Genomic DNA, 12,666 nt, shown 5'->3' on the forward strand with positions numbered 1-12,666 from the left:
AAAAGAATTATTACTTCAGTTTTGAGGGATACGCAACTGCTGCTTATCTTCAAGGTATTTTTTTAAAGCTACCAATGCCGCAAGTTTTGCTTCTTCCTGAATTTCATCTTCAAGTTTTTCAGCGGAATAATACTTTTTCACAAAATGTGTGTCAAAGTTTCCACTTCTAAAAGCCTCATGTTCAAAAACAAACTTACCAAAAGGAAGCGTGGTCATTACCCCTTCAATTTCGTATTCATGTATGGCCTTCAGCATTAATTGAATTGCTTCCTCGCGGGTTTTACCGTACGTAATTAATTTTGATAACATGGGGTCGTAATAAATAGGAACTTCCATCCCTTCTTCAAAACCATTATCAACCCGAATATTTGCTCCTTTTGGAATAATATATTTTTTCAATTTACCTACGCTTGGCATAAAATTATCCATAGGGTCTTCAGCATACACTCGAAGTTCAACTGCGTGTCCTCTAATTTTTAAGTCTTCCTGTAGCAAATTTAATTTTTCGCCCCGGGCTATTTTAACTTGCTGCTCTACCAGGTCTATCCCCGTTATATATTCGGTAACGGGATGTTCTACCTGCAAACGGGTATTCATCTCCAGGAAATAGAAGTTTTTATGTTCGTCGAATAAAAATTCAACCGTACCGGCACCTACATAATCACAGGCCTTTGCCACTTTTACGGCTGCTTTTCCCATTTGTTTCCGCAGTTTATAGTCTAACACCACCGAGGGTGCTTCTTCTACTACTTTTTGATGTCTACGTTGAATACTGCACTCACGTTCAAAAAGATGAAAATAATTTCCGTGGGAATCGGCCAGCACCTGAATTTCTATGTGCCTGGGTGATGAAACATATTTTTCGATAAAAACGGCTCCGTCACCAAAAGCCGACTCTGCCTCGCTAATAGCGCGTTTCATTTGGTCTTCAAGGTCTTTTTCTTCTTCAACAATACGCATTCCCTTCCCCCCACCACCGGCAGAGGCTTTTATAAGAATAGGAAAGCCAATTTCCCTGGCAATTTCTTTGGCTTTATCCACATTGGTTATGGCCTTATCTATACCGGGAACCATAGGGATATCGTATGCTTTTACTGCATCTTTAGCGGCCAGTTTACTTCCCATAATTTTAATGGCTTTAGAGCCGGGACCTATCCAGGTAATACCATTCTTTTCAACATTTTCGGCAAAATTGGCATTTTCACTTAAAAAACCGTACCCCGGATGAATGCCGTCTACCCCTAAATCTTTCGCAACTTCAATTATTTTATCTCCTTTAAGGTACGACTCGTTAGACGGTGCTTCACCAACGCAAACGGCTTCGTCGGCAAATTTTACATGGGGTGCATTCCTGTCGGCTGTAGAAAAAATGGCAACGGTTTTAATTCCCATTTTTTGAATGGTCTTCATAAGCCTAAGTGCAATCTCTCCCCTATTTGCTATTAATATTTTCTTCATTTTAATAATTTTGAATTTAAATTCAGTAAAAGCTTTTTAAACCTTATTTTCTGAATTATTCCATTTCAATTAACAACTGATTCTTTTCTACGGTTTCCCCTTTTTGAACTGAAACAGATTTAACTACTCCATCTCTGGGAGCTACAAGCGTATTCTCCATTTTCATGGCCTCTAAAACCAACAGGTAATCTCCTTCGTTTACCGTATCACCTTTCTTAACATTTACTTCAAGGATAAGTCCCGGCATTGGTGCTTTAAGATCATTGACCTTTTGGGCAGCACCAAGGGAAAGCCCCATTTCTTCTATAAGCAAATCCAACTCGTTAGAAATGGCCACTTTATAGGTATTAGAATTAATTTTGATATTGTATTGTCGCTGCAGGAAATCTTTAGAAACAACTTCAGCTTTAAAACTGCGGTTTTCCTGCAATAAGTGGTAATGTTTATCTGTAATTTGTTGAGTATCTAGAGAAGCAATCTGGTTTTTAGTAAATTCAAATGTATAGGCATCATTTACGGTAACCTTATAATTTTTATCCATAGTTTCTTTTTTCAAATTTAATTTGAAGCTTGTTTTGTAAATATAGAAAATCGTTTGAAACTAATTTAAAGACAAATCAGAATTACCCGGTATAAATTCACAAAAGTTTAAAATAACCCTGAATTACATTTCTTATTTTAGGGTAAAACCAAAAAACTAAGAATTATGAAAAAATTATTTTTAACAGGCTTATTGGTATTTTTCGGAATCACTTTTGGGCATGCTCAAAAATCTGAATTACCCGAAATGGTATCGGCCTACGTTTCGCAACTTTTTCCGAATGAAAAAATTAAAACTGTAGAAATTGATAAAGGAGATAATTGGGAAAAATTTGAAATTAAAATGTCTGAAGGTACCGAACTTAGTTTCGACCAGAATAACCAGCCGACTGAAATAAAGTGTAAAAGCGGAATTCCTGTACCAGCTTTACCGCTTAATATTGCTGGTTACATAACTAAAAACCATTCAAATATTAAAATTATAGAATATGAAATGGATAAAGAAGGACACGAAGTTAAACTGGAAAATGGAGATGAACTGGAATTTGATTCAAAAGGAAATTTTGTAGAAATGGATTAATAGATTTTTCCCTGTAAATTAAAAAATCCCCGTAGAGAATAATTTTACGGGGATTTTTGATTAAATAAGTGCCTAAAAATTATTTATCGCTAAACTCTTTAATTGCTTCGCTTAAATCGTACACTTTAGCATCTTTGAATTTATTTTCAAGAATACTGCTTCCGGCAGCCGAACGATACCCACCTGCGCAATGCACCATAAAAGGTTTACCTTCGGGAAGCTCATCGGCACGGTTTCTTAATTCGTTTAATGGAATAGCTACCGCATCTTCAAAAATCCTACCTTCTGCAACTTCACCTTCATTTCTAATATCTACAATGGTATAGTTTTCTTTATTTGCTTTAAAATCTTCCAGGTCGAAATTATCTGAAGTTTTAGAAGCTTTTTCAGATAAAGTTAATACACCTTTCATCTGCTTTTCATAACCAATTTTTGCAGTTCTTTCCAATAAATCATCAATTTGATCTACGCTTTCAACTACCAGGTAAAAGGCTTCATTGGGCTCTATAATTGCACCCAGCCAGGTTTCGTATTTATCACCTTGAGATCTGGCCATAATATTGATACTGTTGGATAGATGACCTTTTTTGTAAACATCTCCATCACGAGCGTCTACAACAGTTACCCCCTCTTCTGGTGCTTCATCTACATTAAGTTTTACCGGCACGCCATATTTTGCTTTTTGTACATTTAAAGCACCACTTCTATTCAAGTCTACATTAAACCCAAAATAAGAAGGAATAAAAGGCTGATCTTTTAAGATTTCTGCTACAAACTCTTCTTCGGTTTGGTCTTTAAAAGCCCAGTTACCCTGGCGCTCATTACCTAAGGTACTGGAAGAAGCATCACTCATATTTTTCCCACAAAGGGAACCTGCACCGTGTGCCGGGTAAATTAAAGTATCATCGGGCAAATGAGTAAACTTGTTTTGCATGGTGTGGTACATTTGCTTTGCCAATTCTACGCGTTTTGCTTTCATATTCCCGGCTTTTTCGCGTAAATCTGGTCTTCCTACATTACCAATAAACAAGGTGTCTCCACTAAACATAGCTGTTTCGCCATTTTCTTCAGCTATAAAAGTTAAACTATCTGGCGAGTGACCCGGCGTGTGCAAGGCTTTTACACTAACACTGCCTATTTTAACCTCATCTCCTTCATCAAAAGCGGTATGTGGATAGTCTACCCCAACTTTCTCGCTGATATAAATTTTAGCACCGGTTTCTTGCTGGATTTGTAAATGCCCACTTACAAAATCGGCGTGCGGATGCGTTTCAAAAACTGCCACAATTTTCGCCCCGTTTTCTTCGGCATATTTGTAATACTGCATAGGATTACGGCTGGGATCTACCAGTGCCATTTCACCATTACTTACAAGGGCATAAGAATAATGCGCTAAGGCTTCGTCTTTAAATTGTTTTATTTTCATTATATATACTCTTTTTATTGTTATTAAATTGATTCTTTACTTTACTTTTTCTAAATGGAAAAGCCATTTGATTTTTAAAGTCTTCAGGAAATTCTTCATCTCCTTCAAAACCCAGTTCTATACTCTTGCCTTCCTTTGGAATATAGGCCGTGCCAAACAAATAATCCCAAATACTAAGGCTTAAGCCAAAGTTCATACCGTATGGCCGATCTTCCGGAAGCGCTTTTGCGTGATGCCAAATATGCATCTTCGGATTGTTGAGAAGATACCCAAATACCCCATAGTTCCAACCTACATTGGCGTGATTTAGATGTCCTATAAAGACTGCAAACATATGTACTACAAAAAACTCCTGAATTCCAAAGCCTATCATAGCAAGGGGAATATACTGCACCGATTTATATATTATGGTTTCCATAAAATGAAACCTAAACTGTGCTGCAAAACCCATTTCCTTTACGCTGTGATGTACTTTATGGAATTCCCATAGCCAGGGCTGTTTATGCAATTGCCTATGAACGTTCCATTGTATAAAATCTGCAATCACAAACATAATTAGCAACTGCGCCCAAACCGGAAAATCCTGAACCTCTATAGCTACAATATTGGTAATTCCAAAAAGCCCCAGGAAATCATTAAATAATTCTACAGCCACATTAGAAAGTGCATTATAGCCAACCAACGAAAACAGGAAAAAATTAAATAAAATATAGAACGTATCCAGCCAGAACCCTTTACGGAAAAGCTTTTGATCTTTTCTCCAGGGAATCACTATTTCCAGCATCCAAACCAAAACTGACAATCCTATAAGCCAATAAAAATAATTGGTCCAGGATGGATTACTAATTTCATTTACCAAATAATTAAAATATCCGGTAAAAGAATTGGTTATTATTTGAATGTACTTTTCCAAACAGTTAAAAATTTCTTGCAGCAAAAATATAATAATCTTACACTTCGGGCAGTAACTTTTGTTACAGTTGCCATAAAGCAACTTTGTAAACTACCTCGGGGCAAGCCCACGAAGCATTCGTTGGAAACAAATTTTTAATTTCAAGGCAAGCCTCGGAATATTAAAGCCTTTGCCGGTGCCAATAATATGACTTTAAAAGCTTAAAGGCTGTATTAGTTCCGGGATATATACATTAATAGATTAGAGGCTGTCTGAAAAGTCTATTCTCGTCAAGCTTAACTTGTTTCAGCTTCTAACATGTTTTTAATTACCAACACGTTAGATCCCCGATAAAGAATCGGGGCAGGCTCTTAAATAAATTCAAGATGACGGTTTTAAAGCATTTTCAGACAGCTTCACCCAACAACAAGTTCTTCTTTTAAAAGTTGAATAGAATTCTAAGGCCTATATTCTTTAACAACTATTTGTAACATTTGTAACAAATAGCTTCTACGGTTTGTTTTATCTTCGCGCCTTAAATGCAATTCAAGACTTACATAGTAATTTTTTTTACCACTATTTTCCTCGGAAAATTCCTGGTACTGGATGCCCGAATGCTTCACAGCGTAATGGATGCCGAAGGCATTGCATTGATAAATCCCTTTTGTAAGAAAAGTGCCCAACAAACTACCGACGATATTTTAAGTCAGGATTCTTCTGTTTTGGTCATATCCAGTGATGCTGTATGCAATAGCTTCTTTTATTTTAGCAGTCCTTATTTACCTGGACAGGAGATTAAAAATAATTTTCACGATTTTAATTATCAAAACCCAGCTGTAATTTCCAGCTATTTCTCCAAAGACTATCCCCCTCCAAAGGCATTAGTGACATACATGATATAAAATCTGGGACCTTTTCCCGGAACCTATTATTATTCACTAATTCTAAAGTTTTATGAATTCACAAATTTTAGTGAGTCGTCGCTCTATTCAATTGTTACGGGTGATGCTCAGCGGGATATTTCTCGTGGCCAGTCTACATCATTTACTTAATATCGAAAAAACAGTAAAAAGAATAGATCAGGCCAATTTTAAAGGAGTCGCCTATTTTTTTGGAAACCCCGAAATATTGGTAATTCTGTCTGGTGTAGTTATGCTTATTGCCGGTTTTGGCCTTCTAATAGGCTTTAAAACACGCTGGGCAGCAATAATTCTAATGCTTGTTCTAATTCCTATAACCCTTACCGTACAGGTTGGACAAATTACGAGCCTGGGACCACTTTTTAAAAACATCGCCATTGCCGGCGGACTCCTGTTTTTTATCCTAAACAATTTTAAAGATCAACAAACAACAAAAATATAAACGGCTGCTTCAGCCACAAAATTTATCAAAAATGAAAAATTCAATCTTAATATTCACGGCCTTAATTATGCTGTTCTCTGTAGGCTCACAAGCCCAAGATCACAATCCTGAAAAAAACAACTATGTGGTTTTAACCAAAAAAATTCCGCAGCTAAAACCTATTTTAATTACAGTAGAAGAATTACAGAAAGAAGATGGACATCATTTTGGTGACTTTCAGATTATTGTTTGCGGTAAGACCGTAAAAGGCTTAACCGATAAAAATCAAATGCAAGACTTTGTGCAACAGGCAAAAGAACTGGATATTAGTCTTATGGCCTGTGGGTTCTCTCTCAATAAATTTGGTGTAGACCCTAAACAAATTCCGTCTGAAATGGAAATTGTGGAAAATGGCATTCTCTATAATTTTCAACTTCAGAAAAAAGGATATACCAGTATAGAGCTATAAAAGAATTTGATTTTAACGAAATAATATAATAGAGATGAAGAATAAAATAGGAATTCTATTCATTTTAATAATCTTGGGGGTTTCGGGGTTTGCACAAACCCAACCAGCATCCAATAAAAAAAATTATGTTGTTTTAACCTCAAAGATTCCACAATTAACCCCCATTATACTTACCGCTGAAGCTTTAAAAAAAGAAGACGGGAACAAGTTTGGTGATTTTCAGATAGTGCTTTATGGCAGCAATGTAGAAGGACTAACAAATAAAGAGCAAATGGAGAGCTATACCAAAAAAGCTGAGGCTGCGGGTGTACAAATTTATGTTTGTAAACTCTCTATAAATCACCTAAACATTAATCCCAAAGATCTACACCCGCATATAAAGGTGGTTAACCATGCATTTACCCATCTTTTACAATTGCAGAAGAATAAAAATTATTACAGTATAGAGCTTTAGGGTCTCAGCTCTTATAGCTAAAACTGCTAAAAGCACTGGTTGATTAAAGTTAAAAAACAATACTTATCATATGAATTTCAAAAAAAGAATAAAGAAAATTTCACTCTTGTTTTCCGGGATTATAGCCATTGGGTTATTTGCCTCGTGTAAAGATGTAGAGAAGAAAAATCAGGAAAATAATAAAGAAAAAGTTACTAAAATTACCATTTTACAAACCGCAGATATTCATGGGCAATTAGATGCCCACCCGGAATTGTTTTGGGAAAATGAAGAAATTGTATTTAAAGAACGTGGTGGTTTGGCACATATTAAGACCTTATTTGAAAAAGAACGGGCCAACAATCCTAATACAGTAATTTTTGACGGTGGCGATCTTATTCAGGGAAGTGGCTATGCAGCACTTTCTGAGGGAAAAATATTCCCAGAAATTATTAAAAATATGGATTATGACCTTATTGTACCCGGAAACTGGGAAGTGGTTTATGGCAAGAAAATAATGATGGACGTTTTGCAGGGCTTTGAAACTCCTGTTATTGTTCAAAATATGTTTCACGAAAAAGATAAAAAAGAGCTTTTTCCTCCTTATTGGATTAAAGAAATTGAAGGTGTAAAACTAGGTTTTATTGGAATAAATGATCCCGATGTTCCTGTAAGGCAAAACCCTATTTTTAGTAAAGGCATTCACTTTAGCGGATTGGAAGATGGTGTAAAAGAATTGATTCAGAAAGTAAAAAAAGAGGAAAAAGTTGATGCCCTGTTCCTGGTGACCCATTTTGGTATTTTTAAACAGGTAGAATTGGCCAGCAACCCAATTGCCAAAGATGTAGATTATATTTTTGGGAATGACACCCACGAACGTGTTAGGCAACCCATTAAGGGCAAATATGCCAAAGTAACCGAGCCAGGTGCATTTGGTTCGTTTGTAGGAAAGCTTAACCTATACTTTAAGGATGGAGAAATTGTAGATGAGGAGTATGAACTGATAGAAGTAGACCCTAAAAAATATCCGGCCGACCCCGAAATTGCCAAACTGGTAAAAGAGGCAAAAGCACCTTACAAAGAACATTTAGAAACTGTGGTTGGTTATACCACAACCCCACTTTACCGATATTTAACGGCAGAAAACCCTATGGATAATATGATTACCGATGCAGCAAGGTGGAAAACCGGTGCCGATATCTCTATTTCTAACGGTTTTCGTTTTGGAAATCCAATAGTACCGGAAAATGGTGAGCCTGCTCCCATAACCCGGGCCAATTTATGGAATTTGCTTCCGGTAAACGAAAAAATAAAAACCGGGAGAGCCAGTGGAAAACAAATAAAAGATTGGTTGGAGAATGAAATGCACAATGCATTTGCCCAAAACCCCACCGAACGCTTTGGCGGTTGGTTGGTAAGATTCTCTGGCATGGAGGTAGATTTTAATTCTCAAAATGAAAAAGGAGAACGCATACAATCGGTTACTGTAAACGGAGAAGAAATGCAAGAAGAGGAATATTATACTATTTCAGCTTGTGTGCGCCCCGGTGACCCCATAGATAATTTATGCCGAATGCCAAACGTAAAAGATGTAGAGGTAAAAGATTATACTATTCATGAAGTGGTAGAAGAGTACCTACAAAAAAACTCCCCTGTTTCGCCAGGTTTGGATGGTAGGTCTTACTGTGAGTTTTTGGGAGAAAAATCATTCTCAACCGTACCCGGCACAAATTATGAGTTTCACTAAGTAAACCACCTCGGGGTGTTACACCCTTTTGTGGTGCTAATAAAAGAAAAGACCGGATGAAAAGCCTGTTATCGTCAATCTGATTGGGGGAATAATGAAGATTCTATAAGCTTTTCATCCGGTCTTGTTTATTTAGATAATTTTAAAAGTTTTCTATTTTTTTCTAAAGCAACAAAACGTAAAATTCTGAACGGCGCCTGTTGGGGTTGTATGGTCTATATTTTTACTCTTTAGAAGATTAAAATTATCTGCCAATAAATTTTTGAGATCTTCTTCATTATATTGTTTAATAGTACGGCCGCTGCATTTCTCGGGCCCATTTTTTGAGAAGGTTGCTATAATCACATAACCCCCGGGAATAACCGATTTTTCCAGGATTTGCAAATAGTTTTCAATTTGTTGGTCTTCCGTTAGAAAGTGAAAAGCAGCCCTATCGTGCCAGAGATGATAAGTTTTTGTAGGTTTAAATGAAGTGACATCGGCATTTATCCAGGTTACTTTTTCGGCCTCCTCTCCTAATCGGTTTTTTGCCTTTTCCAAAGATGCTTTAGAGATATCCAACACTGAAATATCGCGATAACCATCTTTCAATAAAAAATCTACCAAATTAGAGTCTCCTCCTCCAATATCTATAATCTTAGAAGTAAAGGGCAGTTCCAATTCCTGAATAAAACTTAATGAAGTACAGGGTTTTTCCTGGTACCAACTTGTTTCAGGATAAGATTTCTTTGTATATACATTTTGCCAATGCGATTCTGCTTCATTCATAGCTGAATTATTTAGAGTTATTTTTTTGAGGTTTTTCAAGTACTTTAATCATATTAAAAGAACGCATTAAATGAAAAAGGCCCGGTAAAATTATAAAACCACCAATTAAGAGCATAATTGCCAGGTTACTAATGGTAGCATCTGGCGCAAGATTTTCCAACAGACTTACTTCCTTATCTGAAGTAATTATAATATAGGGAAAATGAGCATAAAGTGCTGCAAAAAGAATTAAAATAACCTGGGAAATAGCCAGATATCTACTGGCAATTCTATATTCCTTTTTAATAGCTTTCCAGAGTGGAATTAACAAAACTCCAGATAGCGCTACACACGCCAGGGAAACCGGGTTATGTATAAAATCTTTTATAAATTTTACATTGTTGAAATATCCAAAACTAATTAAGATAAATCCCAGCCCTACCAAAACCGAAGTAAAAAAAGCTGAATTTTTCACATAGTGTTTTCGGGCTTTGCCATCGGCCTCTCCAATTAAAAGCGTGGAAGCTAAAAACGCACAAAGCGCTGCATAAAATAAGCCCACTAACAAACTAAAAATATTGAGCCAGTGTTGCATAAAAAGATCGTAAAACCCATAGTTTTCATAATCTTCGGTAATAATAATCTTACCGCCAATTAATGTTCCAAAAGACATTCCTAAAAACACCGGGGTTACAAAACTTCCTATTCTAAAAAGCCAGTTATACCAAAATTGGGAACCATCTACAACGGCATCATAATGTCTAAAAACAAAAGCAACCCCACGCAAGGTAATTCCTAACAACACCAGGGTTAAGGGAATATGTAAATATATTATCATAATGTTGAAGTAGGCCGGAAATGCTACCCATAAAATTACAAGCATAATAATTAGCCAAATATGATTTGCTTCCCAAATTGGCCCCATAACCCTATAAATGGTATCCTTGGTTTGTTCCCTGTTTTTTGCAGAAGAAAAGAGTTCTACAATTCCGGCACCAAAATCGGCACCACCAAGCAACACATACAGGAGCAATGAAAACAACAGAAAAAATAAAACTACGTACAGCATAATTAATCTTTAGTTTGATTTAGGGATTTTATTTGTCGATTCATTAACCAGGTAACCGTTAATCCTAAAACTGTATACAAGAACAAGTAAAAGAAAAAGCTATATTTCATACCCGGCATTGGTGTCACTGCTTCCTCTGTACGCATAATTTGGTGAATTATCCAGGGTTGGCGACCAACTTCGGTAACTACCCAACCGGCTTCTACAGCAACAAAGCCCAAGGGTGCCACTATTATAAAGAGTAACCAATAATATTTGCTATGAAGCCAGTTTTTCTTTTTTAGACTTATGAAATAAATAAGTCCGGCAAACATCAATAAAGTTCCAATCCCTACCATAATCTGAAACGCGTAATGAACAATAGCAACCGGAGGGAGCTCATCATCGGGGAAATCGTTTAATCCTTTTACCTCTGCATCAAAATCACCAAATGCCAGAAAGGATAAAGCTTTCGGGATTTCAATTTTATGGGATACTGTTCGATTTTCTTCATCTACTATCCCTCCAATATAAAGTGGCGCACCTTTTTTAGTTTCATAATGTGCTTCCATAGCCGCCAATTTTACCGGTTGGCGTTCGGCTACATCTTTTGCAGAAAGGTCTCCACTAAGAGGTTGTAGGAAAGCAGCTATTGCCCCAAAAACAATTGCGATTTTAAAAGCTTTAGTGTTCAATTCTACATTTCTTTTTCTAAAAATTTGAAATGCATGCACCCCGGCTACCCCAAAACTGGTGGCTACAAACGCAGCTAAAGTCATATGCAATGCCTGGGTGAACCAGGCAGGATTTAGCAAGGCTGCCACGGGGTCTATGTTGGTAAATTCGCCATTAATATAATCAAAGCCAGAAGGGGCATTCATCCACCCATTGGCCGAAACTACCAATATACCTGAAGCCACACCCGAAATACCAATAATTATCCCGGTAAACCAATGAAATTTCTCGGGCAATTTATTCCAACCGTAGAGATAAAATCCAAGCGCAATGGCTTCTACAAAAAATGCAGCACCTTCTAAAGAAAAAGGCATCCCTATTATAGGGCCTGCATGCTTCATAAATTCTGGCCATAGCATTCCAAGTTCAAAAGAAAGGGCGGTACCAGAGACTGCCCCGGTAACAAAAAAAATGGCAACTCCTTTTAGCCAGGCCATAGTTAATCTTTTATAGATAGGATCTCTGGTTTTAAGCCACTTATGATGCGATAATACCATAAAAAATGGCATAACCATACCAATACAGGCAAATATAATATGAAAGCCAAGGGTAAAGGCCATTTGTAGACGGGCGTAATCTAAATTTTCCATCAACTTTTAGTTTCGTATTAAGGTGTAAAGAAATTTCAATTTTGAACCCATAAATTTAGGGAAAAACCTGGCGGTATCCTGACGGTAATCGGCATATTTTGGATACTTTAAGCACAATTGTTCTTATTCATTTTAGAATGTATCAAAAAATAGCTGAATAAGAATTTGATGCCATTTTTATAGGCCAAAATTGCATAGAGCCGAATTGAATCCCTAAGCCTCCATCATACATAATACAACGGCTTTTTTATTTAATCCCTGAAGAACAGATAAATCCATATAGATCTTGATAATTTGAAATTAACCGTGCACAACAAAAATGCGACTAGAACAATAATAAAGAAAACTCTTAAAGGTGATAAATCAATAAGCCACCAAAACAATACAAGGCTCGCTATCATTTGTGCTACAGAAAGGGAATAACTTACATACATGGCTCCAAAAAAAAAGCCGGTTTCTATCTCAAATTTATAATTGCAAACAGGGCACAAATCATTCATTTTGGGAAATCTCAATAAAAGCAGGTTTCCACTATTCCTAAAAATGTTACCTTTTTTACAATTAGGACATTTACATTGCAAAGCATTTATAACTTTATTCATAAAAGCATTTATTTTACTGCAAAATTAAAGCAGTACTTAAGAGTTGTCCTTGTAATAT

At 36.4% G+C, this 12,666-nt stretch carries 14 protein-coding genes; 6 read left to right on the forward strand and 8 right to left on the reverse strand.

The genetic code is table 11. The features are described from left to right. Nucleotides 1-15: 15 nt before the first annotated feature. Both accC and GUB10_RS01855 read right to left on the reverse strand, forming a co-directional pair. Nucleotides 16-1,458 carry an acetyl-CoA carboxylase biotin carboxylase subunit gene (gene accC / locus GUB10_RS01850; protein WP_193709737.1) on the reverse strand — a complete coding sequence of 481 codons (1,443 nt, stop codon included), beginning with the start codon at nucleotides 1,456-1,458 and terminating at the stop codon, nucleotides 16-18. A 55-nt stretch (nucleotides 1,459-1,513) separates the two neighbouring features. Beyond that, a complete protein-coding gene (locus GUB10_RS01855) occupies nucleotides 1,514-1,999 on the reverse strand; it encodes an acetyl-CoA carboxylase biotin carboxyl carrier protein subunit (RefSeq protein ID WP_193709738.1) in 486 nt (161 codons plus the stop codon). A 165-nt stretch (nucleotides 2,000-2,164) separates the two neighbouring features. Here GUB10_RS01855 and GUB10_RS01860 point away from each other — a divergent pair, with 165 nt between their 5' ends. Next, a complete protein-coding gene (locus GUB10_RS01860) occupies nucleotides 2,165-2,578 on the forward strand; it encodes a PepSY-like domain-containing protein (RefSeq protein ID WP_193709739.1) in 414 nt (137 codons plus the stop codon). Between the two features lie 79 nt (nucleotides 2,579-2,657). On the opposite strand, the gene GUB10_RS01865 is transcribed toward GUB10_RS01860, so the two are convergent. After that, nucleotides 2,658-4,004: an MBL fold metallo-hydrolase gene (locus GUB10_RS01865; RefSeq protein ID WP_193709740.1), complete on the reverse strand. Its 1,347-nt coding sequence runs from the start codon at nucleotides 4,002-4,004 to the stop codon at nucleotides 2,658-2,660. After that, a complete protein-coding gene (locus GUB10_RS01870; protein WP_193709741.1) occupies nucleotides 3,985-4,917 on the reverse strand; it encodes a sterol desaturase family protein in 933 nt (310 codons plus the stop codon). Before GUB10_RS01870 ends, GUB10_RS01865 begins: the two co-directional genes overlap by 20 nt. A gap of 518 nt (nucleotides 4,918-5,435) precedes the next feature. On the opposite strand from GUB10_RS01870, the gene GUB10_RS01875 reads away from it, so the two are divergent. The 5 genes from GUB10_RS01875 to GUB10_RS01895 all read left to right on the forward strand — a co-directional run bounded on the left by GUB10_RS01875 (nucleotide 5,436) and on the right by GUB10_RS01895 (nucleotide 8,886). Further along, complete coding sequence (locus tag GUB10_RS01875; protein WP_193709742.1) at nucleotides 5,436-5,798, forward strand: hypothetical protein; 363 nt, start codon at nucleotides 5,436-5,438, stop codon at nucleotides 5,796-5,798. Nucleotides 5,799-5,850: 52 nt separating this feature from the next. Next, complete coding sequence (locus GUB10_RS01880) at nucleotides 5,851-6,258, forward strand: DoxX family protein (protein ID WP_193709743.1); 408 nt, start codon at nucleotides 5,851-5,853, stop codon at nucleotides 6,256-6,258. 31 nt (nucleotides 6,259-6,289) lie between these two features. Then, entirely contained in the window at nucleotides 6,290-6,706 is a 417-nt protein-coding gene (locus GUB10_RS01885) for a sulfur reduction protein DsrE (RefSeq protein ID WP_193709744.1), read from the forward strand. A 34-nt stretch (nucleotides 6,707-6,740) separates the two neighbouring features. Next, nucleotides 6,741-7,160 (forward strand): DsrE family protein, encoded by a 420-nt coding sequence (locus tag GUB10_RS01890; RefSeq protein WP_193709745.1) that lies wholly within the window; start codon nucleotides 6,741-6,743, stop codon nucleotides 7,158-7,160. A 70-nt stretch (nucleotides 7,161-7,230) separates the two neighbouring features. Further along, the gene (locus GUB10_RS01895; protein WP_193709746.1) at nucleotides 7,231-8,886 is read left to right on the forward strand and encodes a bifunctional UDP-sugar hydrolase/5'-nucleotidase; all 1,656 of its coding nucleotides are present in this window, start codon (nucleotides 7,231-7,233) and stop codon (nucleotides 8,884-8,886) included. Between the two features lie 153 nt (nucleotides 8,887-9,039). Here GUB10_RS01895 and GUB10_RS01900 read toward each other — a convergent pair whose 3' ends face one another. From GUB10_RS01900 to GUB10_RS01915, 4 genes are all read right to left on the reverse strand, one after another. Then, nucleotides 9,040-9,654, reverse strand: a complete 615-nt coding sequence (locus tag GUB10_RS01900) for a trans-aconitate 2-methyltransferase (RefSeq protein WP_193709747.1) — start codon at nucleotides 9,652-9,654, stop codon at nucleotides 9,040-9,042. A gap of 7 nt (nucleotides 9,655-9,661) precedes the next feature. After that, complete coding sequence (locus tag GUB10_RS01905; RefSeq protein WP_193709748.1) at nucleotides 9,662-10,702, reverse strand: cytochrome d ubiquinol oxidase subunit II; 1,041 nt, start codon at nucleotides 10,700-10,702, stop codon at nucleotides 9,662-9,664. Between the two features lie 2 nt (nucleotides 10,703-10,704). Further along, nucleotides 10,705-12,006 carry a cytochrome ubiquinol oxidase subunit I gene (locus tag GUB10_RS01910; protein WP_193709749.1) on the reverse strand — a complete coding sequence of 434 codons (1,302 nt, stop codon included), beginning with the start codon at nucleotides 12,004-12,006 and terminating at the stop codon, nucleotides 10,705-10,707. 251 nt (nucleotides 12,007-12,257) lie between these two features. Beyond that, entirely contained in the window at nucleotides 12,258-12,608 is a 351-nt protein-coding gene (locus tag GUB10_RS01915) for a DUF983 domain-containing protein (RefSeq protein WP_193709750.1), read from the reverse strand. Between the last annotated feature and the right edge of the window lie 58 nt (nucleotides 12,609-12,666).

This window comes from Salegentibacter sp. BLCTC (assembly GCF_015143665.1).
GTDB classification, from domain to species: Bacteria; Bacteroidota; Bacteroidia; order Flavobacteriales; family Flavobacteriaceae; genus Salegentibacter; species Salegentibacter maritimus.